General features: G+C 43.4%; 31 protein-coding genes. 26 read left to right on the top strand and 5 right to left on the bottom strand.

Translation table 11 applies throughout. The annotated features are described in order from the left end of the window. The first annotated feature begins 16 nt into the window (after nt 1-16). The 18 genes from OC193_RS07565 (at nt 17) to OC193_RS07650 (ending at nt 10,066) form a co-directional block, all read left to right on the top strand. Nucleotides 17-862, top strand: coding sequence for an MBL fold metallo-hydrolase (locus OC193_RS07565; protein WP_048664962.1), 846 nt, complete (start codon nt 17-19; stop codon nt 860-862). A 38-nt stretch (nt 863-900) separates the two neighbouring features. Further along, nucleotides 901-1,458 carry a nucleotidyltransferase family protein gene (locus OC193_RS07570; RefSeq protein WP_048664963.1) on the top strand — a complete coding sequence of 186 codons (558 nt, stop codon included), beginning with the start codon at nt 901-903 and terminating at the stop codon, nt 1,456-1,458. Nucleotides 1,459-1,597: 139 nt separating this feature from the next. Beyond that, nucleotides 1,598-2,014, top strand: coding sequence for a nucleotide triphosphate diphosphatase NUDT15 (locus OC193_RS07575; RefSeq protein ID WP_048664965.1), 417 nt, complete (start codon nt 1,598-1,600; stop codon nt 2,012-2,014). 45 nt (nt 2,015-2,059) lie between these two features. Continuing rightward, nucleotides 2,060-2,398, top strand: a complete 339-nt coding sequence (locus OC193_RS07580; RefSeq protein ID WP_048664966.1) for a GFA family protein — start codon at nt 2,060-2,062, stop codon at nt 2,396-2,398. Between the two features lie 400 nt (nt 2,399-2,798). Next, complete coding sequence (locus tag OC193_RS07585) at nt 2,799-3,206, top strand: bleomycin resistance protein (protein WP_048664969.1); 408 nt, start codon at nt 2,799-2,801, stop codon at nt 3,204-3,206. Between the two features lie 77 nt (nt 3,207-3,283). Beyond that, entirely contained in the window at nt 3,284-3,718 is a 435-nt protein-coding gene (locus OC193_RS07590) for a GNAT family N-acetyltransferase (RefSeq protein ID WP_048664970.1), read from the top strand. A gap of 78 nt (nt 3,719-3,796) precedes the next feature. Then, nucleotides 3,797-4,153 (top strand): hypothetical protein, encoded by a 357-nt coding sequence (locus tag OC193_RS07595; RefSeq protein ID WP_029405533.1) that lies wholly within the window; start codon nt 3,797-3,799, stop codon nt 4,151-4,153. A gap of 35 nt (nt 4,154-4,188) precedes the next feature. Further along, the gene (locus tag OC193_RS07600) at nt 4,189-4,659 is read left to right on the top strand and encodes a GNAT family N-acetyltransferase (RefSeq protein WP_019823501.1); all 471 of its coding nucleotides are present in this window, start codon (nt 4,189-4,191) and stop codon (nt 4,657-4,659) included. 88 nt (nt 4,660-4,747) lie between these two features. Next, nucleotides 4,748-5,092: a VOC family protein gene (locus OC193_RS07605; RefSeq protein WP_019823503.1), complete on the top strand. Its 345-nt coding sequence runs from the start codon at nt 4,748-4,750 to the stop codon at nt 5,090-5,092. 118 nt (nt 5,093-5,210) lie between these two features. Next, entirely contained in the window at nt 5,211-5,627 is a 417-nt protein-coding gene (locus OC193_RS07610) for a VOC family protein (RefSeq protein ID WP_029405534.1), read from the top strand. 52 nt (nt 5,628-5,679) lie between these two features. Continuing rightward, complete coding sequence (locus tag OC193_RS07615; RefSeq protein ID WP_048658664.1) at nt 5,680-6,099, top strand: GNAT family N-acetyltransferase; 420 nt, start codon at nt 5,680-5,682, stop codon at nt 6,097-6,099. Nucleotides 6,100-6,187: 88 nt separating this feature from the next. Then, a complete protein-coding gene (locus OC193_RS07620; RefSeq protein WP_048658665.1) occupies nt 6,188-6,595 on the top strand; it encodes a GNAT family N-acetyltransferase in 408 nt (135 codons plus the stop codon). A gap of 67 nt (nt 6,596-6,662) precedes the next feature. Next, entirely contained in the window at nt 6,663-7,244 is a 582-nt protein-coding gene (locus OC193_RS07625; RefSeq protein WP_048664972.1) for an HD domain-containing protein, read from the top strand. A 203-nt stretch (nt 7,245-7,447) separates the two neighbouring features. Beyond that, entirely contained in the window at nt 7,448-7,705 is a 258-nt protein-coding gene (locus tag OC193_RS07630) for a hypothetical protein (RefSeq protein WP_048658667.1), read from the top strand. A 69-nt stretch (nt 7,706-7,774) separates the two neighbouring features. Next, entirely contained in the window at nt 7,775-8,296 is a 522-nt protein-coding gene (locus tag OC193_RS07635) for a GNAT family N-acetyltransferase (RefSeq protein WP_048664975.1), read from the top strand. A gap of 200 nt (nt 8,297-8,496) precedes the next feature. Next, nucleotides 8,497-8,958: a DUF302 domain-containing protein gene (locus OC193_RS07640; protein ID WP_048658669.1), complete on the top strand. Its 462-nt coding sequence runs from the start codon at nt 8,497-8,499 to the stop codon at nt 8,956-8,958. 236 nt (nt 8,959-9,194) lie between these two features. Then, entirely contained in the window at nt 9,195-9,707 is a 513-nt protein-coding gene (locus OC193_RS07645; protein WP_048664976.1) for a P-loop NTPase family protein, read from the top strand. A gap of 134 nt (nt 9,708-9,841) precedes the next feature. After that, nucleotides 9,842-10,066, top strand: a complete 225-nt coding sequence (locus OC193_RS07650) for a hypothetical protein (protein WP_048658671.1) — start codon at nt 9,842-9,844, stop codon at nt 10,064-10,066. A 96-nt stretch (nt 10,067-10,162) separates the two neighbouring features. On the opposite strand, the gene OC193_RS07655 is transcribed toward OC193_RS07650, so the two are convergent. After that, on the bottom strand, nt 10,163-10,495 hold the full coding sequence (locus OC193_RS07655) for a PBPRA1643 family SWIM/SEC-C metal-binding motif protein (RefSeq protein ID WP_048658672.1): 333 nt from the start codon (nt 10,493-10,495) through the stop codon (nt 10,163-10,165). A 255-nt stretch (nt 10,496-10,750) separates the two neighbouring features. Here OC193_RS07655 and OC193_RS07660 point away from each other — a divergent pair, with 255 nt between their 5' ends. From OC193_RS07660 to catB, 4 genes are all read left to right on the top strand, one after another. Beyond that, on the top strand, nt 10,751-11,467 hold the full coding sequence (locus OC193_RS07660) for an HAD family hydrolase (protein ID WP_048664978.1): 717 nt from the start codon (nt 10,751-10,753) through the stop codon (nt 11,465-11,467). A 69-nt stretch (nt 11,468-11,536) separates the two neighbouring features. After that, nucleotides 11,537-11,929 carry a nuclear transport factor 2 family protein gene (locus tag OC193_RS07665; protein ID WP_048664979.1) on the top strand — a complete coding sequence of 131 codons (393 nt, stop codon included), beginning with the start codon at nt 11,537-11,539 and terminating at the stop codon, nt 11,927-11,929. A 104-nt stretch (nt 11,930-12,033) separates the two neighbouring features. Next, a complete protein-coding gene (locus OC193_RS07670; protein WP_048658675.1) occupies nt 12,034-12,765 on the top strand; it encodes an SDR family oxidoreductase in 732 nt (243 codons plus the stop codon). A gap of 105 nt (nt 12,766-12,870) precedes the next feature. Next, nucleotides 12,871-13,497 (top strand): type B chloramphenicol O-acetyltransferase, encoded by a 627-nt coding sequence (gene catB, locus OC193_RS07675; RefSeq protein WP_048664982.1) that lies wholly within the window; start codon nt 12,871-12,873, stop codon nt 13,495-13,497. A gap of 78 nt (nt 13,498-13,575) precedes the next feature. Here the strand turns inward: catB and OC193_RS07680 are convergent, their stop codons facing one another. After that, on the bottom strand, nt 13,576-13,941 hold the full coding sequence (locus OC193_RS07680) for a c-type cytochrome (protein ID WP_048664983.1): 366 nt from the start codon (nt 13,939-13,941) through the stop codon (nt 13,576-13,578). A gap of 210 nt (nt 13,942-14,151) precedes the next feature. Here OC193_RS07680 and OC193_RS07685 point away from each other — a divergent pair, with 210 nt between their 5' ends. From OC193_RS07685 to OC193_RS07695, 3 genes are read left to right on the top strand one after another with little or no spacing between them, the layout of a single operon-like run. After that, nucleotides 14,152-14,403, top strand: coding sequence for a Rho-binding antiterminator (locus tag OC193_RS07685; protein ID WP_048664984.1), 252 nt, complete (start codon nt 14,152-14,154; stop codon nt 14,401-14,403). Nucleotides 14,404-14,411: 8 nt separating this feature from the next. After that, nucleotides 14,412-14,645: a hypothetical protein gene (locus OC193_RS07690; RefSeq protein ID WP_048664985.1), complete on the top strand. Its 234-nt coding sequence runs from the start codon at nt 14,412-14,414 to the stop codon at nt 14,643-14,645. A 60-nt stretch (nt 14,646-14,705) separates the two neighbouring features. Further along, nucleotides 14,706-15,155, top strand: coding sequence for a GyrI-like domain-containing protein (locus tag OC193_RS07695; RefSeq protein ID WP_048664986.1), 450 nt, complete (start codon nt 14,706-14,708; stop codon nt 15,153-15,155). A 179-nt stretch (nt 15,156-15,334) separates the two neighbouring features. On the opposite strand, the gene OC193_RS07700 is transcribed toward OC193_RS07695, so the two are convergent. Next, nucleotides 15,335-15,997: a glutathione S-transferase gene (locus tag OC193_RS07700; protein ID WP_080967358.1), complete on the bottom strand. Its 663-nt coding sequence runs from the start codon at nt 15,995-15,997 to the stop codon at nt 15,335-15,337. A 104-nt stretch (nt 15,998-16,101) separates the two neighbouring features. On the opposite strand from OC193_RS07700, the gene OC193_RS07705 reads away from it, so the two are divergent. Beyond that, entirely contained in the window at nt 16,102-18,357 is a 2,256-nt protein-coding gene (locus OC193_RS07705; protein WP_048664988.1) for a peptidase U32 family protein, read from the top strand. 155 nt (nt 18,358-18,512) lie between these two features. Here OC193_RS07705 and OC193_RS07710 read toward each other — a convergent pair whose 3' ends face one another. Together OC193_RS07710 and OC193_RS07715 are read right to left on the bottom strand one after the other, a co-directional pair. Beyond that, complete coding sequence (locus OC193_RS07710) at nt 18,513-18,977, bottom strand: acyl-CoA thioesterase (RefSeq protein WP_048664989.1); 465 nt, start codon at nt 18,975-18,977, stop codon at nt 18,513-18,515. Nucleotides 18,978-19,157: 180 nt separating this feature from the next. Beyond that, nucleotides 19,158-20,993: an ABC transporter ATP-binding protein/permease gene (locus tag OC193_RS07715; protein WP_048664990.1), complete on the bottom strand. Its 1,836-nt coding sequence runs from the start codon at nt 20,991-20,993 to the stop codon at nt 19,158-19,160. Between the last annotated feature and the right edge of the window lie 444 nt (nt 20,994-21,437).

Here is a 21,437-nt window from a genome sequence, read left to right on the forward strand (position 1 = left end):
AAATAAAAAGAGAACTATGAAAATAACGACGCTGGTTGATAACTCTCGACTGGATAACAGGAAAGACTTAGCCGTTGAGCGCGGGCTATCATTGCATATTGAAACTGAATCGCTAAAGATTTTATTCGATATGGGAAGTGGCAATACGTTTTGTCAAAACGCACCGTTATTGGGGATTGATATCAAAGATGTAGACCTCGCCGTCATATCACACAGGCACCATGACCATTGTAATGGTGCTGCCGATTTTGTTGCTCATAACTCTAAAGCCAAAGTGTTTCTGAAAAATTGCGAACAGAAAAGCTATCATTTCCGGGCTTTCGGTTTAAAAAGTGACGTCGGGATCAATACGGGTTTATTAGAAAACAGCAATGAACGGTTAGTCTTCGTCAATCGTACGACCGAGATCGCTCCCAATGTCTTTGCTATTACTGATATTAGCGCGAAACACGAACAACCTAAGGGCAATAAATACCTATATACGCAGTCGAAAAATCAACGAAAGCGTGACTCATTTGATCATGAATTACTGTTAGTGATTAAAGAGTCAGACGGTTTAGTTATATTTACCGGTTGTGCTCATAGTGGCGTTCTCAATATGATTGATACAGCGGTTACTCTGTTCCCAGGAGAGAGAATAAAAGCCGTTGTCGGGGGCTTCCATCTAGTGGGGTTACCATTGTTCAATAGTATTGGTGGCACAAAGCAAGACATTAGAGATCTTGGATTGACGTTGTCTCAATACCCCATTAATAAACTGTATACAGGGCACTGCACAGGCAAGAAAGTTTATGGCTTGTTGAAAGAAGTATTAGGCGAGCGTCTGGAAGCAATGCCGACAGGTCGGCGTATTCATGTGTAGCGTTGGTCAAACCTTAGATGGATGTTAGTTAGGTCACGATGAATAAAAAAAAACTAAAGAACCTCATTCAACAAGTTCCTGAGCTAATCGAAACAGCAAAAGTATGTCGTGAGGTGGGCTTGCCAAACTTCTATATTGCAGGCGGTGCTATCACTCAAATCATCTGGAATGATATCGAAAACAAACCGCTTCTAGACCAAGTTAAAGACTTCGATGTTGTCTATTTCAATAATGCTTCAGCCCTCACTGAGGACGAATTCAAAAACCGCATTCGTTCGCGGTTAAGCCATTGTGTCGACGTGGACGTAAAGAACCAAGCGACCATTCATGAGCATTACGCTAAGAAGTTCGGTTGCTTCATTCAACCATACGATCGTGTTGAACAAGGTATCGAGTCTTGGCTTTCTGCATTTGCTATCGGGTTTACTTTGGATGATTCAGGCGGCATCAAGGTGTTTTCACCATACGGTGTAGAGGATGCGTTTGATATGCTGATTAAACCGAATAAGCGAGCAATGACAGAAGCGAACTACAACAAAATGACGGCTGGTTATAAGGCCCGATGGCAGCAAGTAAAAGTATTCCTTTGGGATTGATCGATAGAGCTTTACGAGATGATTCTCAACATTTGGTATTTAACTCGGCTCGGCGTTAGTGGTAAATTTGAACGCAATCTCAGAATTGTTAGTCACTTAGCTGTTCGTTTGTCTTTTAGTAAGAATTAAGGAGTTTTAAGTGAGTCAGGAAGTAAGAGTAGGTGTCGCTGCGGTTATTCTACGTGAAGGGCGAGTGTTACTTGGAGAACGAATTGGTTCTCATGGGGCTCATACTTGGGCAACGCCGGGCGGACACCTTGAATGGGGGGAAAGCATTGAAGAGTGTGCCAAACGCGAAACACTTGAAGAGACGGGCTTAGTCGTTAGTGCATTTGAGAAGCTCTCTTTTACCAATGATATTTTTGAGAATGAGAACAAGCACTATATAACGCTGTTTGTTGTTACTTCTGACGCTAGCGGCGAACCAGAGGTGACAGAGCCAGATAAATGTAAGCAATGGAAATGGTTTAAGCTAGATGAGTTACCTGAGCCATTGTTTCTTCCTCTGACGAATCTGTTGAGCGATCAGGTCATCCTTGGGAAGCTAGCGCAGTAATACAAATTGTTAGTTCGTTGCTATGTGAATACAGGGAATAATCAAATGGAATTAAAGTGTCACTGTGGAAATGTGAGCTTAGAACTGAGCTCGCTTCCAGACGAAGTCGGGGAGTGTAATTGTTCTATCTGTCGTCGTTATGCTGCCGCTTGGGCGTATTTTTCTCCAGAGCAAGTTCTGATCAACTTGAGCGAGAAAACTGAGTTTTATTGTTGGGGTGATAAAGAAGTCGAATTTCATCGTTGTAAGTCATGTGGATGTTTGACGCACTATGTAACGACAGAGAAATGCTCCGCAGATATTTTGGCCGTGAACATGAGAATGGCCGAAAATGAAGTGCTTGCAAGTATCCCAGTTCGTAAGATCAATGGCGCAACGTACTAAGTCAACTAACAAGGTACTCTCACTGCGCCTTGCAGTATTGAAACGGTAGGTTTGGTCGTATTAAGGAGATGTTCGATGTTCAAGTGTCCAAATTGTGGGGCGTCGGTTTCTATTAAAGAGAAATCAAAGTTGCATCCTTCCAAGCACATACCATGTAGACAATGCGCTCAAGTATTGAAGCCTTTTACTATTTATTACTACTCACTCTTTTTTGTTGCTCCTTTTACGGTTTCGACTTCAATGAATTATGCTGGGTTTAGCACTTTTGGTGCCATGGTGCTTAGTTTTACATTGTTTTACGTGTTGTTTGTGTGTCAGCCAATAAAGAAAGTAACGCAATAGCCCTCTAGCATTAAAAGAAGAGGACTAATCAGTAATAAAATAATGAGACAGGTAAATCATGACGTTACGAGTAGTTCCGGAGCTTTATTGTTTCGATATTAATGTGAGCAAATCCTTCTTTGTCGATGTGTTAGGGTTTGAAGTTAAATACGAGCGCCCAGATGAGGAGTTTGCTTATCTAACGCTTGATGGTGTTGATGTGATGCTTGAAGGGATTGCGGGCAAAAGTCGAAAATGGCTTTCAGGTGACCTAGTGTTTCCGTTAGGGCGTGGTGTTAACTTCCAATGGGATGTTATCGACATCGAACCTCTTTATCAGAGAGTTAACGAAAGCGCCGCTGATTCTATTTACTTAGCGTTAGAGTCGAAGTCTTATCAGTGTGGTGATTCGATTGCGACTCAGAAGCAGTTCATCGTTCAAACTCCAGACGGCTATTTGTTTAGGTTCTGCCAAGATATTCTTTAACACATAAACCTTATTGGCTATTCAATTCTTATGAGACACACGGCTAACTAAATACCCGTATATACAAGGAGAGTACAGTGGTCAATATTCGAGAAATGGCTATTTCAGACTATGACTCAGTGATCGTGTTGTGGTGCCAGACAGAAGGCATGAGTATTCGCGATGCTGATTCAAAAGAAAGTATTGCGAGCTATTTAGAACGTAACCCTGGTTTGAGTTTTGTGGCTGTGAGAAACAACGAGATCATTGGTGCTGTGTTGGTCGGAACGGATGGACGTCGTGGGTATTTACAGCACCTAGCTGTCTCGGCCAACTTTAGAGGGCAAAAGTTAGGTTGTAAACTTGTCGCAGAGGCGGTCAACGCACTTGCAGAGTTAGGCATCCCGAAGACCCACTTGTTTGTCTATAACGACAACATCAACGCTCAACAGTTTTACGAAAAGTTGGGTTGGTTTCCTCGAGATGAAGTTCGAATGTACTCGTTTAATAGCTCGGATAATAGTAACGTTTAGCCTTAACGGTTCGTGCTGGCTGTGCTTGAATATGTAACAGACTCGCGCGTGGCTGCCCAATACTTGGAGTATTTAGAAATGTTGTTTTCTCGTCTGTCTAAACCATTGGTTCATGGCTCCGAGTTATGTCCTGAACTGCTCAATTTCTTAACCGAGCATAAGAGTGATTTCGAAGAAAAGTTAATCCCTGATCTGTCATATATCGATGATATGGCGCATGTAGTGAACGGCATTAAAATCAAAGACGTTCTATACATCAATGCGAATCAATACCGACTTCAATATTCGTTTGATTGGGAGTTGTTTCTAGGTTGTTCGGATAGGAACGAAACCGGTGTAGAGAATGGAAGTGTTCTATTCACTCTTGAGGACGATAACGTTCTTAATATCAACTTCCCAAACTACGGTTCTCGAGACACCAGCGATGAGCTTTAGTGCTTTTTCGTGCGTGTTATACAGAAGGAACAACAATGATAACTATCGAAAGGCTTGAAGAATCACATGTGGCGTTAGTTCAGGCTATCCAACTCGCCGATGAACAGGTTAAGTTCGCAGGTACCGCTGCGGAGTTTTTATTAGACGGCAGTGAAACGACGCACTTGCACGTGATTAAGTCTGATAACGAAGTCGTTGGCTTCTTTAAGCTGGATATCGCTTACCCAGATTTTTATGAGTTTTGCCCTGAAGGAAGCATTGGGTTAAGAGCTTTTGTGCTTGATAAAAACCAGCAAGGTAAAGGTTTAGGAACAGGCACGGTGAAGGCTTTGTTTCCGTATTTAAAAGCGAATTACTCAGCGTATGAGTCCATTTACTTAACTGTGAATTGTAAAAATCCCGCAGCATTTAACTGTTATAAGAAAGGCGGCTTCGAAGATACCAATGAACAGTATCTAGGTGGCGCAGCAGGCCCGCAATTTATCATGCGCGGTCGAATTGCTTAGTAATATGAAACCGATTAATTGTTGATGAGAAACACCTGCACAGCTGTATGCAGATTGAGAGTCTTAAAGAACACGAGAAGGAAATTTGATGAAGGTTCAATATCTTGAAGTGGTTACCTCAGAAGTCGATGTCGTTTGTGCTACATACGCTCAGCTCTATAACGTGAAGTTCAGTGGTGCTGATGTTAACCTTGGTGGGGCGCGCACTGCAAAGCTATCTAATGGTGGGGTAATAGGCATTCGAGCACCGCTTCGTGAAACTGAAGAACCAACTGTTCGTCATTACACACTGGTTGAGGACATTCAGTCTGCAGTAAATGCAGCCGTGAAACTAGGCGCCGAAGTTGCGGTGCCGCCAATGGAGTTACCACGTCACGGCATGTGTGCTATTGTTATTCAGGGTGGCGTCGAGCTCGGATTCTGGCAGTTATAGGTGATGCGTAGCTTTTAGATTATTAAGGGCGGCTACGACGATTGACGATGCGACACCTAGTGTCTTTTCCTGCTTCGTGGCATCATTCCACGCAGTTAAAACCCCAACAAGATATGTTATGAAACAGAATATTGTCCACATTGCACTCGTGGTAAAAGACTACGATGAAGCGCTTGATTTCTACGTAAACAAGCTCAAGTTTGAGCTCATTGAAGATACGTATTTACCAGAAGAAGATAAGCGTTGGGTTGTTGTTGCTCCACCAAATTCAACCGGTGTAAGCCTATTACTTGCTAGAGCTTCCAAGCCAGAGCAGCTTGATTTTATCGGTAACCAAGCTGGTGGACGCGTATTCCTATTCTTAAACACCGATGATTTCTGGCGTGATTACGAACGTATGACGTCTTTGGGCATTAACTTTGTCCGAGAGCCAAAAGAGCAAGGCTACGGCACCGTTGCTGTGTTTGAAGATCTTTACGGCAACTTGTGGGATCTGCTTCAGTTAAACCCTGAACACCCTATGGCTAATAGGTAGAAAAGCTTAACCCACAACCTTAATTCTAGTCATATGGATTGGCAGGAGCGACATGGAAGTTACAAGGTATCAACCCAAGTATTTAACCGCTTTACAGACGCTCTATCTAGAATCAAGACAGGACACCTTTCATTGGGCTGATACTGACGCTTTTAAGTTATCCGATTTCGATTTAGATACAAAAGGTGAAGAAATATGGGTCGCCGTTTCTGGCAATAAGGTTTTAGGTTTTGCCTCTATTTGGAAACCTGAAAGCTTCATCCATCACCTCTATGTTTGCCCGCGAACGCTACGTTCTGGGGCAGGCTCTGCTTTACTCAATACCTGCAAACAACATTACTCTGATCTGACTTTGAAGTGCTTGACTGCTAATGAAAACGCCATTGGCTTTTATCAGTCGCAAGGCTTTGTTATCTCATCCACAAAGGGAGAGGGATTAGAGCGTTATCACTTAATGACTTACCAATTTTAGTAATAATAAGCTTAGTAATAACAATCATGGCAATCACAAGCGCTGCAATTACAACAAGGGTCATCAAGTCGGGAGTTAAACCAAGAATATGGAAATAAAACAGCTTTCAGCGACGGAGGTACTTCCGGTTAGGCATCAAGTGCTTTGGCCTGATAAACCGATGTCGTTTTGTATGGTGGCAAATGACGAACAAGCAACGCATTACGGCGCGTTTGTTGGTGAGCAGTTGGTTTGTGTCGCGTCTATCTATATCCAAGGCAATGAAGCGAGGCTGAGAAAGTTTGCCACGCTGCCTGAATTCCAAGGGCAGGGAATCGGTTCAAACGTGATTGAGCATGCAACCTCTAACCTCAAAGATTCAAACATCCAATATTTTTGGTGTGATGCGCGTACAACGGCTTTAGGTTTTTATCAAAAGTTTGGGATGGCTGTAGAAGGCTCTGAATTTGAAAAATCGGGCGTTGCGTATTACAAAATGTCGGTTCATTGGGAGTAACGACCCTTTGTCGCTCTTTTAACCCTCAGCTCCGATAAATCATCAACTTAAGTTAAGGAAGCTCATCGTGGAAGAAATCAAAGGCATTCTGCAATTCATGGTCGAAATTGAACAATTAAAGGATGTTCATCGACAGACAAAGCCGGTTGGATTGGACCGATATGAAAACTCGACAGAGCACAGTTGGCACGTCTGTTTGAGCGCGCTCATGTTGAAAGACTATGCCAATGAAGAAATCGATATTACGCGAGTGATGAAGATGCTGCTGATTCATGACCTTGGGGAAATCGATGCCGGAGACACTATTATTTATGCCAGTGAAACCGAAGAAAACAAGCTCAAAGAGAGAAACTGCGTCGAGCGCCTGTTGAAATCATTGCCGAGCCATTCAAGAAGCGAGTATTTAGAATTATGGCTTGAGTTCGAAGCGGGCGAGTCAGCGGAAGCTCGATTTGGTAAGGCGATGGATAGAGTGCCGCCTTTGCTTCATAACATCCATGGTGGTGGCCACAGCTGGAAGAAGCACAACATATCCAAAGACAAAGTACTGAGTTTCAATGGCGAGCGTATTTCTAAAGGCAGTCGTGCTCTATGGAAAGAACTAGAAGTGCAACTTGAAGGGGCTGCGGACAAGGGGTTATTAAAGTAAAAGTTAATTTCATACCTTAGCGTAAGATTAGCTTTAGTGGTTCAATGAGGGAAATCACGATGGTAACTGATTCAAGATGTATGGCACTTCTCGTACGTCTCATTTCTTTCTAATAAAACGCTATTGGACCACAATAAGTTCGAGAACCGAGTGATAAGTTGTTAGTATGCATCAACTTTATAAATATTAGTTGGTTTATATAAATGCTTGATAATAAGTATATTAAACACCCTTATCACTGTGAACAGTGTAACGCACTTACCCCGCACCTTGCTGTTAACGCTTCCGATGCTCAATCTAAAGCGGAAGCTGAATCTGAAAAGAACCAATGGAAGTTAGGTGTGTTGATGGAGTACCTGATGACGTTATTGTTTAAAGGTGACCATAATGTTCCCGGTATTTATGTCGACAGTGATTACGAATACCAGTGTGAAAAATGTGGGACTAAATCGTGGCATTAATTGGGTATGAAAATTTGATGTAAATCTCCTGACAACAATAAATATGAGTCAGAAACCACAAGGGACTGTATGGAAATCATATCCGAAATTGAAGTGTCTAAAGAGCAACATCAAGCCATTACTGACCTGAGAAATAGCGCCTTCCCCGATCATCAGGTAGAGCGTTCTTATTATAAACAGCTCCCTCATATGCGAGCTCTAGAATACCGTGAAGGACGACTCGCAGGTTATCTTGGTCTTGATTACCGTATGATCAGTGTTGGTGACAGTGCGTACAAAGTATTAGGTGTTATTGATTTTTGTGTTGCTGAGAATGTCCGAGGGCAAGGTGTTGGTACATCTATGCTGTCTGAATTGGATGAGTATGCAAAGAATAGGGATGTCGATTTCATTATTTTGATATCAGACCTTCATGATTTCTATTCCTCACAAGGCTATGTCCAAACTCCAAGTACTAACTCTTGGTTAAGGCTTCATGAGCACCTTAGTTATGGCGTCGCTGTTGAAGAGATTAATGACCTATATGTAAAGTCATTGAACGGAAAGCAATGGTGTTTAGGGGATGTTGATTGGCTTGGCTATATGTATTAGCTCTCTTCTTTGAAGTGACTCCATGAGCTAACGAATGGAAGAACGCTTAGCTAAACTGATGATAATAAGACGCATTAGAAAAGTGATCCTCTCTGCAAACTGAGAATGGAAACGCGTCTATACTGACATGGGTTACGTCGCTGATTTTAGAGGTGGCGCTATGAATGTAAGTTTGATTAGGTTAAATCTCAGAGGTGACGATGAAAAAATTACTACCACTATGCGCCATTTTACTCTCGGCATCATTTTCAGCTGCGGCTTCTGATGGTTTGATTAAATACCAAAGTAATTACTCAGTGAAAGAGACTGCTGACCGCTTTGAAGAAATCGCCAAAAGCAAAGGCTTGACCTTGTTTGCGAGAATCGACCATCAGAAAAACGCGAGTAAGGTCGATCTTGAATTGAGACCAACCGAAGTCATCATCTTTGGTAACCCGAAAGTAGGGACACCATTAATGCAATGTGCTCAAGAAGTCGCGATAGATTTACCGCAGAAGGTGTTAGTCACTGAAGATTCTAGTAAGAAGGTATGGTTATCTTACAACGATCCTAATTACTTGGTAAATCGTCATGCGATTAATGGCTGTGATGAAGTGATTAAGAAGATTTCAGGTGTGCTTAGTAAGTTATCGGAAGCGACGGTTGCTAAAACGAAATCTTGATTAAGTGCCATACGCCTTAGAGAACTTACTCGATTGTCTCTCTGTGTCGTTGACAATATAAGCGCAATATATAAAAGTGGTTCTATGAAACTGAACTTAGCGCCATCTAACCAACGAATTATCATCATTCCATAGGAATGGTGGGATTGTTGATGCGCTTTGTTTATCGAACCCACCCGTAAGGTGGGTTTTTTGTATCTGTCTTATGGGTTTTATCTGAATAGAGAGGAAGTCATATGAAAAAGATCGCGGTTTTTGGCAAGCCTGGGAGTGGAAAGTCCACAGTCAGCAAAGCGTTAGCGCTAGCTACAGGTATAGAGCTTCACCAGTTGGACTCTATTGTTTATAAGGCCAGTGGAGAGTTTGTTGAACGTGAAGTATTCGAGCAGGCCCATGAGAGTATACTTAAGTCAGAAAGCTGGATCATTGATGGATTTGGCCCATTAGGTTCATTCAACGCACGTTTAGATGCCGCTGATACTTTGGTTTATATCGACCTTCCTTATCCCATTAGTTACTGGTTCGTCACAAAGCGAATGCTAAAAGGGATGTTCGTTAAACCTGAAGGCTGGCCTGATGGAAGTTCAGTTATAAAAGGTACGATACAAAGTTATAAGACACTAAAACTCTGCCCAAAATTTTGGAATGATGACTTTAGAGCGCGATTAGAATTTCACGCAAAAGAGAAAGAGGTTCACATAATCAGAAGCGTGAGTGAATTGAATAACTTTGTTCATCGACACGTGTAATGGTCATTAATGCCGCGCGTTGCTTTCAACGTTTTGGTTTGCTCATAACTTCATGAATATGTTTAGATTTAATTCAACGTGTAGCATATTTGTCATATATGTGGTTTGTGCTTTGAATTAAGGCGATAGATATTATGTATGGAAGTGAGAAGACGAGAGCGTTCTGCTGTAACTGTAAGGAACTGACACTCCACAAGTACACTATGTTCAGTAACCAAGCCGAAAAAGCGCCACAACATGAAAAGAAGCCAGGGTTGCTTGGAATGATTTTATCGTCGCTATCTTCAAGTGGCGGAAACGGTGACTATAAATGTACAAAGTGTGGAACCAATTTACGTACACCAGACAACTTAGACTGAGTTTGGCTTATACAAATAAAAACGGGAAGACCTCAATGATCTTCCCGTTAGGTATTACTTAATTCATCGCGCTATTGGTAGTTTTAGTGAGAAGCCTTATGCGCAACACTTCTTGTATTTCTTACCGCTACCGCAAGAGCATGGATCATTACGGTTAGGGGTCTTTTCAAACGTCATCGTTTTTGGCTTGTTTAGTAGAGTATCAAGCTCGATGGTGTTCTCTTCTTTGTCCGCGTTTACTGTAACGGTAACGAAGATAGTATTTTCAGCAGCTAGTGCTTCGACTTCTGCTTTGCGTGCGTCAGTTTGAACCATTACAGCAATTGGAGATTCTTCAGTACCCGCTTTCACATCGCGGTTTACGTTGTAGCCTGCAAGAACGTGGTTCTGTCTTGTTTCGATACGGCCTTTGAAAAATAGTTTCGACATTGGGTACTCATTAAAAATGTTGAAAGGCGCTATTTTTAATGGCGATAGCGCAATGGAGCGGGGATTATACGCATATATTGCAATTGATAAAGCAGTGATGTGAGTAAAGGCTGTTTGGTTTTTGCTCGCGAGCAACGGATTGTTATCTAGCTTTGCTCTGATTAGATAAATTTTGAAATTCAAGACAATAAGATTTCCCTTAATACGCTTTTGAATGATAAATTCAAATTGTTAATTTAAACAAAGAGATAATGTATGAAGTTAGATGCCATCCTGTGGGATTACGATGGAACCTTAGTTAATTCCGTTCCAAAGAATATCGCAATCACAAAAGACATCATCTCTTTAGTCGCGCCACACTTGTCAGGTGACAACTTACCTAAATATTTGCTTAGCGAAGCGCTTTATCATGAAGCCAACCACGGGGCTAAAAACTGGCAAGCCTTATATGTCGACTATTACGGCTTATCCCATGACGAAATGTTGGTCGCTGGTGGAATGTGGGCTGAGCATCAAGAGAAAAACCAAACAGCCGTTGCCTTGTTTGAAGGAATGGAAACCGTGGTTAGTCAGTTCGCTCATCTTCCACATGGGATCTGCTCTCAAAACTCTCAATTGAATATTCGTGGTGTGCTCGACAGTTATGGCATCGGCGATTTGTTTAAATCGGTCGTGGGTTATGACGATGTCTCGAACGGCAACCAAAAACCCCATCCATTTGGTGGTGTGAAATGTGTCGAGAACATATTTGGCGTTAATCAGACTAACGAGCATTGTTTGATGTATATCGGTGACCATGAAGCAGACACACAGTTTGCTCGCAATATTGAAGCCGCGCTGGGTAACAATGCAAAAGTGATTGCCGTAGCCGCAGGTTATAGCCGATCGGAACCTGAAAATTGGCAAACCAAGCCCGATTACATCGCTAACAGTGTCGATGACCTTTTAACGATCATCGGTAAGTACGCATAGAAAGCTAAGTCCGCATAACGAAGCAGACGTTTACAAATCACCACACCTGAATGGCTTTAAGGAAGAATAATGACACCAAAACAAGTGGTATTAGGATATTGGGATGCAATGCGCACCAACGACTTTGCCAAAGCGGCCGAATGGCTAGCGGAAGATTTTCAAGGGTATTGGCCTCAGTCGTCTGAATTGACGGTAGGGCGTGATAACTTCACAGCGATCAACTCTGAATACCCAGCGAATGGGATTTGGAAGTTTGAGCTGAACTCGATTGTTTGCGAAGGTGATACTGTCGTGACAGATGTATCAGTGACGGACAGCGTATTAAACGATCGCGTGATTACCTTTCACACGGTTGTTGATGGTTTAATCCAAAAGCAAACTGAGTTTTGGCCAGATGGCTTTGCTGCACAAGAGTGGCGTGCAAAGTGGGTTCAGATAGCGAGCCCTGAATCACTCAAGTAACAAGGCCAAATGCAGAACACCAAATAAAATAACTCGAAGCTCACAATAGAGTATGTGCATAACAACAATGAGATAAATTAAAAGTCAGCGAGTTAGGAGATTTCATGAACAAGGTCGTAATCGTTACAGGCGGAAGCCGAGGTATTGGTGCCGCTACATCGAAGCTATTAGCAAAACAAGGCTATGCGGTGTGTGTCAATTTCATACACAATGAATCAAAAGCTGATGAACTGGTGAATGAGATACGCGAGCAGGGCGGTACTGCTATCTGTGTGCGTGCCGATGTGTCAGTAGAGTCGGACGTAAAATCTCTGTTCGAAATTGCACGTCATAAGCTTGGGCCAATTACCCACTTGGTCAATAACGCCGGGATCTTGTTTACCCAATCTGCACTAGAAGACATCGAAATTGATCGCTTTGAAAAGGTCATGAAATCGAATGTCTCAAGCTGTTTCTTATGCAGTAAAGCCTTTATCAAACAAGCCGATGGTGCAGGGTCGATTGTGAATGTATCGTCTGCCGCTTCTCGCACAGGTGCACCGTTTGAGTATGTGGATTACGCAGCATCGAAAGGTGCGATGGATTCACTGACCAAAGGACTATCACTTGAGCTTGCAGCGCGTAACATCCGAGTGAATGGCGTAAGGCCAGGTTGTATTTATACTGAGATGCACGCAGACGGCGGAGAGCCTGATCGCGTAGACAGACTAGCTTCGCAGCTACCGTTACAACGAGGTGGCACACCAGAAGAAGTCGCGAACTCTATCGCTTGGTTGTTATCAGATGAAGCTTCATATGTCACTGGCTCATTTATTGATATTGCGGGCGGTCGATAGGGCCTAGGGGCTCTAAAATTAAGAGAACGTAGGCTCTAAAAAACGCTTGTGAAGAACCACGCAACAAAAGTACCTAACTAAAAGAACGAAACTAAGAGTACAAACATGAAAAACTATTTTGAAAGCCCGTTTGTTGGCAAGTCACTCAAAGAACAAGTGACTAACCCAAACATCATTGTGGGCGAACACAGCTATTACTCAGGTTATTACCACAACCACAGCTTTGATGATTGTGCGCGATATCTTTTACCTGATAGAACAGACATCGATAAGTTAATCATCGGCAGTTATTGCTCGATTGGCTCTGGTGCCGTGTTCATGATGGCGGGCAACCAAGGGCATCAAAACCAGTGGGTGAGTACATTCCCGTTTTTCTATCAAGAGGATGAGAAGTTTGAAGGTGCGATAGACGGCTTTGAACGCTCAGGCGACACTGTGATTGGTAACGATGTGTGGATTGGCACAGAGGCCATGATTATGAGCGGTGTTAAGGTCGGTGATGGGGCTATCATTGCAAGTCGAGCGGTTGTGACTAAAGACGTTGCACCATACTCGATTGTCGGTTCGAACCCAGCACGCCACATTCGATACCGCTTTAGCGAAGCGGAAATTACACAGCTACTAGAAATGAAATGGTGGGAGTGGAGCGAAGAGCAAATCAAAGGTGCAATGTCGCTGATGTGTTCTTCAGATATCGGTGGACTTTACCAATATTGGAAGGCACTCAAGTAGTCGCCTTCCCGATATAGCTTCGCGTGAAAATATATTCCCACATGATGTTTATACAAGAATACTCAAACAAGTGAAAACTTACTGAATTGCTTCTACGTACGTCAGAATATCCAGAGTATCTTGCTTTGTGATTACACCTTGCCACGCTGGCCTGCCTTGCTCTACATCGCCTTCTAAAATGTCATCCGCCAAAGAACTTGGACTGGTAAAAAAGCCGCTCAATTTATTAGCGATGTTAGCGGGCTTGTGTGGCAATGAAGCGGCTGTAGGCCCGTCTCCGTGACCTTTGTCGCCATGACACACCTGACAAAGTTGTCGATATTTGGTTTTGCCATTGGCGAAGTGGCTCGCATCGACTTCTGAGGCAGCACTCGCACTAAACGCCATCATTGAAGCGACTAAACCCAAGAAAGCTAACACGTGTAACTGGTTGATGTATTTCATTGTTTTATTCTCGATTGTTATTTAACGGTGCAAGAATAAATAAGCGTGAGTAAAAGAAACGTGAATGACTACAGCGAGACTAAACTAAACTTAACTTAAATTCGCTTATGTGATTAAAGGTAAGCAATGTGATCTAAGTAAATGATTGATTATAAACAGTTTGCATAGTACAGCGTGCCGCATTAGCGTGATGGATGAATGGGAGGCATTATGATTAGTTGCAGTGATTACGATTATATTGAAATTGTGTGTATGCACCGGTACCCAATTAAGCTGACTTTGAATTCTGGTGAATGGATTGAAGGTGTTGCTTTAGATACTAAGCGTAACCAAGACCGAGAAGAGTGCATCAAGCTAAGTGTTGAAGGTCGAGAACAACTTGTTGTGTTGACTGAAATTATCGAATTAGAAGTGTGTGTCGACAACCCTCATTTTAAGCAAATATCTTTCAAAACGTCATAGGGTGACATATGAATAATTCAATAGAGCAAGGCTACTGCACATCTTGTCGTGAACGTACGCAACATGTTGTTGTTTTGGTGAGAAAGGAAAGTGCATTTGCAGGCAAGCCAAACCAAAAGCGACATGAATTTATCGCAGGCGTAATTAAAGGGTGGTTTTTTGGGCCTTTTATCGCCTCTATGGATGAGTTTTCTCGTCATGTTGTGTGTGAAAAGTGCGGACACAAAGAGATTCAAGATTAGAATTCGATTCAACGCGTACTGAACCTTCTGGTTTAAGAAAATGGCTTAGGAAATAGAAGAATGAAAGAACAAATATTAGAAGCGGTAAAAGCATATGGTTTCTCGGTAAGAACCAACAATACCGATGAGGTTGATCCGGCTAAGGCGCAAATTGGGCAATTGTGGCAAGGCTTTTTCGAACAAGCTTTTCCTAAGCTGACCCCAGACTCAAAGGTCTACGGCGTTTACACCAACTACGAGTCAGATTTTACGGGCGAGTTTGATGTTATCGCGTGTACCAATGCGCTTACCGATAATAGTTTAGATAATCTAGTTGAAACCAATATCGAAGCAGGCAAGTACTTAACGTTTTCTGCTGAGGGTGAATTACCGCAAGCTGTGATCGACCTATGGGGTGAAGTGTGGGCGTATTTCAACGCAGCAGACTGCCCACATGTTCGAGCTTACACAACAGATTTCGAATTCTACAAAGGTGAAACTGAAGTCGAGATTTCGATTGCGATTAAGTGATTGGTTTAAAATGAACAAAAGGCTTAGCTTAGACTGTGGTCGCTAGTTAAGAGACAGTAGTTACCGGTAAAGAGACAACGGAACCCCAGTTAAGCCTTTGAATATCTGCTCATTACAAAGAAGATACAGTGTCACGTAATTACCTTGGTTGCCATGCTGTCTCTATCCTTGAATTACCCTTATCCACCAAAAAGACAATCTTGCTTAGTTTCATTCCACAAAGGGTATTGCTTCATTACTTGGGTGTAGAGCTTACTTTCGAGATGCGCTCTTAACCAACGTCCTACGTTTTGATATTCCGATTTCACAAACCACTTCTTTTCGACTCGCACAAACTGGCTGACAAAAGGCATCACCGCAAAATCGGCCAAGCTTGGGGTTTCTCCAAAAAAGTAGGGCTGATCGGTGAGTCGCGCTTCCAGCTGACTAATGAAGGTTTCGCAGGCTTGTCGGCGTTGTTCAACATCGATGTTTCGGTAACGAACCGATGCACGATACTTTTCTAAATAGCCAATAAATTCTTCATCGTTGGTTTTAATGAGTTGTTGCACTTGTTCGCTAAGTATTGGCTCACTTGAACGCAGAAGATCTTGAGGATCGTTCTGTTGAAGTGCCCAGTTCATCACATCCAAGCTTTGTTCAATGACTTGTCCGTTGGGTAACACCAATACCGGTACTGTCCCTTTTGGCGAACTGGCTAATAGTTCGCTAGGCTTGTCTTTGGTAATGATTTCTCGAAGTAACACTTTTTGCTGTGATAGTGCGATGCCCATTCGTCCGCGCATTGCATAAGGGCAACGGCGCAAAGAATAAAGGATAGGTAGATCGGATTCGTTCGGCATTATTGAGGTCATTTAGTTTGAAAAGTGTTGTACGGTGGTAAAGAGATCGTGATGTGGGTAGAATACGCGGCTTAAAAATTATAAGTAAGTGAGCGACTTCAAAAATGAGCAGAAAAATTGAGTTATTAGCCCCAGGTGGCGATGTAGAAGCGATAAAAGCCGCCATCGTAGCGGGTGCTAATGCAGTTTATTGTGGTTTAGACACCTTCAACGCTCGTAACAGAGCCTCTAACCTATCGTTAGACGAATTGAATGGTGTGATTCGCCTTGCTCATGAATACGGCTGTGAAGTGTTCCTGACTCTTAACGTTGTGCTATTGGAGCATGAGACAAAGAGCATCACCAAGCTGCTGAACCAGCTTGTGAACACCAAAGTCGACGGCATCATCGTTCAAGACTTAGGTTTGTTCAACCTAGTGAAGAAGCATTTCCCATCGTTAGACGTTCACGCATCGACTCAGTTAACAACGCACAACGAAGGCCAGATTAAGTTCTTGTCTAAGATTGGCGCGACACGCGTTAACTTATCTCGTGAATTGAACCTGCCTGAAATCAAGATGCTGACGGAAGTGGCACACGATCACGACGTATTAACCGAAGTGTTCGTACACGGCGCTCTGTGTATCGCATTCTCTGGTCAATGTTACTCAAGCTCAGTAAGTGTGGGTAACTCAGGTAACCGTGGTCGTTGTAGCCAAGCGTGTCGTGATGAGTACGAAATTACCAACGCGGGCAACAAGTTCCCACTCAACCTGAAAGATAACTCAGCATACTACGACCTACCTGAATTAGTTGACGCGAAAGTCGACTCACTGAAAGTAGAAGGCCGCATTAAAGGCGCACACTACGTTTACACCGTGGTAGACACATGGCGTAAACAGATTGATAGCTTTGTGGAAAGTGGTTTGTTGATAGAAGACGATTCGAACCTGCACAAAGTATTCAACCGTGATTTCACCAACTCTTTTCTAAAGGGCAACCTAACGAAAGACATGTTCATCGATAACCCGCGCGACAACAGCATGAACTACGCTGTTGAGAAAGCGACGGAGCAGAACAACGAAATCTCAGTAGTACAAATTCAAGAAGTGACCAACGAACTTCACCAAGCGAAAGACGTTCTTGGTAACGAAATGCGTGACAAGATCGAGTTCCTTGATATTCGCAAAACACCAGTAGTACTGTCGTTCGGCGCAAAAGTGGGTCAACTATTTACGGTGACTGTGAATACGCCTAAAGAGAACTTTACTCTTCAATCTAAATCGCTATTGAAAGCGGTTGAAGAGAAGGCGATCACTCAAGAACTGCTTGAGAAGCGATTCAAAAACGTGAAGAGCGCGGTTCACACACTAGAAAGCCACGATTTTAGTGAATTGGATGCGGACTTGCTGATTCCTCTTAAAGAGGTTTCGGACCTGAAAGACGAGATCGACTTCATTCTGAACGGCTCTGTGGAAGTGATTAAGCACGTTGAAGTGCCTGCACTGCCTCAACACCCTAAAGTGAACGAGAAGCCGACTATGTCGATGCTTATCGCTGACGTTGAAGACTTACACCTATGTGATGTGACTGACGCGGATGTTTACTTCAAACTGCCAGAAAGCTTCAAGAAGCGTTGTAACAAATACATCGACATCTTGGCAGCAAACCCACGTTTGATTCCTTGGTTCCCAGCGGTATTGATCGGCAAAGATTACGACGAAGCGGTTCGTATCCTTGAAGAGATCAAGCCGGCGCGCATCGTGACCAACAACACGGGTATTGCGTACAAGGCTTACGAGATGGGTATCGAGTGGGTTGCTGGTCCATTCATGAACACGACCAACTCTCACGCATTAGTGACGCTGAAAGAAGAACTTAACTGTGCAGGTGCATTCATTTCGAACGAGATCAACAAAGGTCAGATTCGTCATATTCGCCGCCCAGAGAACTTCAAACTGTTCTACAGCATCTACCACCCAATCTTGATGATGACCAGCCGTCAGTGTTTCTTCCAAAGAACGGTAGGCTGTAACAAACCAAGCATTGAAGCAGGTTGTATGCTGAAGTGTGAGAAAGCGACCACGATTACTAACGTGAAGGGCATCTCTTTCGCGGTTGATAAACAGAAGGGTGGCTACCCAAGCATTTACAACCACGAACAGTTCTTAAACCATGATGCAGTGACAGATTTCTCTGGTCTGTTCGACGAGTTCTTCATTGACCTAACCAACATCGGTGCAGGTTCTAAAGAAGTGAAAGATAAAGTCGAGCTTATCAAGCATTTCGAAGCGCTACTGAACGGCGTAGAAGGTTCACAACAGAACCTAGAGCAGATGGTTGAAGTTCGAACTAACGCTCAGTACGTCCAAGGTCTATAGGGTTCAAGGTTTATAGCTTCCAAGGTCGAGAGCACTCAAGGTCTATAAGTCTTAACCGCTGATAAGCATTCTGAACCAATAAACAAAAGGCCACTCAATCGAGTGGCCTTTTTAATGTCTGAAACTTTCTGAGTCTTTCTCAATCAGCGAATACGTTATTCTGTCACGGCTTCTTGTTTGAAGCATGGGCTTTTCAACGTGTTCATCTTTTCGATTTCATTGGTTAAGCGTAACGAGAGCAGGGCTTTTTGGTTTGAAGCAAAATCAAACATCACGATAGTTGCGGTGCCGATGGTCGTCAGTTTCTGCTGAGCCTTACTGACAATCGCGTATTCCATAGTGAACCGGTCATCTTGAATGTCGGTAACACGTGAGCCAACCATCAAGGTATCTGGATACGTGACTGGGCGGAAATACTTACAGTAAGTGTCACCTAGAACAGGACCAACTTTGGTAATCGCCATCTCTTCCATTAGCTCGACGTGTTTGAAAAAATCTAAGCGAGCGGTTTCGAAATAGCGAAAATATACGGCGTTGTTAACGTGATTGAGTGCGTCCATTTCTCCCCAAGCGACAGGGATTTCTGTTACTACCGGGTAGTCAGATAATAGTGCTTCCATGCGAACTCTCTTATGCTTATCTGTGTAATTAACGTTATCGACTTACCCTTCATCGGGATAAGTTGTTATTGGAATAAAAACCCTACCGCCAAATTAACAAAACTGCAACACGTGTGATTCAAGTTTTTGAAGCTCGAAACCACACAATGTCAGTCACTTAGTTACACCTGCACGCAATGGTTAGGCACTAAGGTGTTTGAATTGCAGCTCAACCAAGCGTTGGTACAATTCGCAGCTATTGATGAGAGACTGGTGGTCGCCGATGTCTACTAGCTGTCCTTTATCGAGCACCGCAATCTGGTCGGCGTGTTTAATTGTTGATAATCGATGGGCGATAATGATCGTCGTTCTGCCACGCATTAACTCTTCTAACGCTTGTTGTACGTGATGCTCACTTTCGCTGTCTAGTGCACTGGTTGCTTCATCCAACAATAGAATATTCGGATCTTTCAAGATGGCACGTGCGATAGCAATACGCTGTCTCTGTCCGCCAGAAAGCCTTACACCACGCTCACCAAGAAAGCTGTTGTAGCCATCTGGTAGGTTCTGAATAAACTCGTGCGCGTGTGCTTTCTTAGCCGCTTCGATAACTTGCTCGTCTGTTGCCTGCGGGTTGCCGTAGCGAATGTTATGGAACACATCATTACTGAACAGAGCAGGTTGCTGCGGCACCAATGCCATCTGCTGTCTTAGCTCGTTAGGATCAAACTGATTTAGTTCAACGCCGCCTAACGTCACTTTACCCACTTGTGGGTCGTAGAAACGTTGCAGCAGCTCGAATAGGGTAGTTTTACCTGCGCCAGATGGGCCAACCAGTGCCAATACTTTGCCTTCATGGGCAGTGAGCGTGAGGTTGCTTGTTGCGGGCTGGTCCGGTCTTGATGGGTAACAGAAGGTCACATCATCAAATGCGACCTCTGGCGTTACGTTAGCAAGCGAAGTTGGATTCGCAACTGGCGCAACAATATGGCTTTCAACTTGTAGGATCTCGATTAATCGCTCGGTCGCACCTGCCGCTCGTTGCAGTTCGCCCATCACTTCAGAGATCGTTCCTAGCGATGAAGCGACCATAATCGCGTAGAACACAAACGCTGCCAGATCGCCCGCCGACATCGTGCCGTTAATCACATCGCTACCGCCAACCCAAAGCATGCCAGCAATCGCACTGAACACGATAACAATCACGCCAGAAATAAGGATCGCGCGCTGTTTTACACGTTGACGACCAATCTCATAAGCCTTTTCTACTTCAATCGCGAACGATGCTTTCTCTTGTGCTTCTCGACTGTAGCTTTGCACCGTTTTGATATGCTCAATAGCTTCACCAGCGTAAGAACCCACATCAGACATTGAATCTTGGCTTTGACGAGAGAGCGCTCTTACACGTCGTCCGTATACCAAAATCGGAATCAAGATAAACGGAACAGAGGCCAACACGATCAGCGTTAGCTTAATGTTGGTCGCGAACAACATGATGATTGCACCAGCACACATCAGCGCGCTGCGCATCGCCATAGAGAACGATGAACCAATAATGCTTTGGAGCAGAGTCGTGTCTGTTGTTATGCGTGACATGATGTCGCCACTGCCATTGGTTTCAAAGTAACTCGGGTGCAGTGTCACAACGTGATTGAATACTGATAAACGAATATCCGCACTCACACGTTCCCCAACAGAAGACACCAAGTAGAAGCGGAAGAAGGTACCAATCGAAATCAACACGACCACGACCATGATGAATTGAATTGCGCTGCCTAAATCTGAGAGTGATTGTTGGCTAAAACCTTGGTCGATGAGAAGGCGAATACCGTGTCCGACTGAAAGGGTTAAGCTAGCTGTGAAGATCAACGCGATCAACGCAGCAATAACACGACCTTTATAAGGCTGAATGAATTTACTGAGCTCGAACAGAATACTGAGGCTTTTCTTCTCAGGTTTGGGTTCTGGCGCTTGTTGAGTCGATCGTTGAGTCTGTCGCTGGTTTGAGTCGAGCGTAGAAGAGACATCGTTTTGCATATGACTGCCTTAATGTGTTGTCGCTTTAAAATAGATGGCTTGTTACTTGTTACTTGTTACTTATTGCTTATGACTTATTGCCTGTACTGCGCGTTGTTCGCTGGGAAGTAATTGCTGTTGAGAATAGAACCCATTAAAGCATTTATTGCGCTGTGACGCTCCCTAGGAAACTCAATTTCCAATATTTCCTCACCTATAAATGAATAATTCGAAACGACCTGAAAGGAAAACTAAGCATTCTGATTCAGTCAGTTCGATACTAAAGTAGGGGAGTTACCCCTAATTTTTATGCAAGTAAATTGGCGTTTATAGGAGAGTGAACTCATAAGTTACCAATCGAACGATGATTTATAAATTGATAGCGAAACGATTGCTTTTTGTCTCGATATTAACTTTATCAATGACTTGCAACTTTTGGTTGTAAGACCAGTTATAGCGACTGTT

It is taken from the genome of Vibrio crassostreae (assembly GCF_024347415.1).
Taxonomy (GTDB): Bacteria; Pseudomonadota; Gammaproteobacteria; order Enterobacterales; family Vibrionaceae; genus Vibrio; species Vibrio crassostreae.

Bases quoted from the DNA above. Each gene is read 5' to 3' on its own strand.
- OC193_RS07630 (WP_048658667.1), top strand. From the start codon at position 7,448: ATGCTTGATAATAAGTATATTAAACACCCTTATCACTGTGAACAGTGT.
- OC193_RS07605 (WP_019823503.1), top strand. From the start codon at position 4,748: ATGAAGGTTCAATATCTTGAAGTGGTTACCTCAGAAGTCGATGTCGTT.
- OC193_RS07580 (WP_048664966.1), top strand. From the start codon at position 2,060: ATGGAATTAAAGTGTCACTGTGGAAATGTGAGCTTAGAACTGAGCTCG.
- OC193_RS07650 (WP_048658671.1), top strand. From the start codon at position 9,842: ATGTATGGAAGTGAGAAGACGAGAGCGTTCTGCTGTAACTGTAAGGAA.
- OC193_RS07680 (WP_048664983.1), bottom strand. From the start codon at position 13,941: ATGAAATACATCAACCAGTTACACGTGTTAGCTTTCTTGGGTTTAGTC.
- catB (WP_048664982.1), top strand. From the start codon at position 12,871: ATGAAAAACTATTTTGAAAGCCCGTTTGTTGGCAAGTCACTCAAAGAA.
- OC193_RS07710 (WP_048664989.1), bottom strand. From the start codon at position 18,977: ATGGAAGCACTATTATCTGACTACCCGGTAGTAACAGAAATCCCTGTC.
- OC193_RS07595 (WP_029405533.1), top strand. From the start codon at position 3,797: ATGTTGTTTTCTCGTCTGTCTAAACCATTGGTTCATGGCTCCGAGTTA.
- OC193_RS07715 (WP_048664990.1), bottom strand. From the start codon at position 20,993: ATGCAAAACGATGTCTCTTCTACGCTCGACTCAAACCAGCGACAGACT.
- OC193_RS07635 (WP_048664975.1), top strand. From the start codon at position 7,775: ATGGAAATCATATCCGAAATTGAAGTGTCTAAAGAGCAACATCAAGCC.
- OC193_RS07690 (WP_048664985.1), top strand. From the start codon at position 14,412: ATGAATAATTCAATAGAGCAAGGCTACTGCACATCTTGTCGTGAACGT.
- OC193_RS07685 (WP_048664984.1), top strand. From the start codon at position 14,152: ATGATTAGTTGCAGTGATTACGATTATATTGAAATTGTGTGTATGCAC.
- OC193_RS07695 (WP_048664986.1), top strand. From the start codon at position 14,706: ATGAAAGAACAAATATTAGAAGCGGTAAAAGCATATGGTTTCTCGGTA.
- OC193_RS07655 (WP_048658672.1), bottom strand. From the start codon at position 10,495: ATGTCGAAACTATTTTTCAAAGGCCGTATCGAAACAAGACAGAACCAC.
- OC193_RS07570 (WP_048664963.1), top strand. From the start codon at position 901: ATGAATAAAAAAAAACTAAAGAACCTCATTCAACAAGTTCCTGAGCTA.
- OC193_RS07585 (WP_048664969.1), top strand. From the start codon at position 2,799: ATGACGTTACGAGTAGTTCCGGAGCTTTATTGTTTCGATATTAATGTG.
- OC193_RS07565 (WP_048664962.1), top strand. From the start codon at position 17: ATGAAAATAACGACGCTGGTTGATAACTCTCGACTGGATAACAGGAAA.
- OC193_RS07645 (WP_048664976.1), top strand. From the start codon at position 9,195: ATGAAAAAGATCGCGGTTTTTGGCAAGCCTGGGAGTGGAAAGTCCACA.
- OC193_RS07615 (WP_048658664.1), top strand. From the start codon at position 5,680: ATGGAAGTTACAAGGTATCAACCCAAGTATTTAACCGCTTTACAGACG.
- OC193_RS07670 (WP_048658675.1), top strand. From the start codon at position 12,034: ATGAACAAGGTCGTAATCGTTACAGGCGGAAGCCGAGGTATTGGTGCC.
- OC193_RS07660 (WP_048664978.1), top strand. From the start codon at position 10,751: ATGAAGTTAGATGCCATCCTGTGGGATTACGATGGAACCTTAGTTAAT.
- OC193_RS07600 (WP_019823501.1), top strand. From the start codon at position 4,189: ATGATAACTATCGAAAGGCTTGAAGAATCACATGTGGCGTTAGTTCAG.
- OC193_RS07620 (WP_048658665.1), top strand. From the start codon at position 6,188: ATGGAAATAAAACAGCTTTCAGCGACGGAGGTACTTCCGGTTAGGCAT.
- OC193_RS07610 (WP_029405534.1), top strand. From the start codon at position 5,211: ATGAAACAGAATATTGTCCACATTGCACTCGTGGTAAAAGACTACGAT.
- OC193_RS07640 (WP_048658669.1), top strand. From the start codon at position 8,497: ATGAAAAAATTACTACCACTATGCGCCATTTTACTCTCGGCATCATTT.
- OC193_RS07705 (WP_048664988.1), top strand. From the start codon at position 16,102: ATGAGCAGAAAAATTGAGTTATTAGCCCCAGGTGGCGATGTAGAAGCG.
- OC193_RS07700 (WP_080967358.1), bottom strand. From the start codon at position 15,997: ATGCCGAACGAATCCGATCTACCTATCCTTTATTCTTTGCGCCGTTGC.
- OC193_RS07665 (WP_048664979.1), top strand. From the start codon at position 11,537: ATGACACCAAAACAAGTGGTATTAGGATATTGGGATGCAATGCGCACC.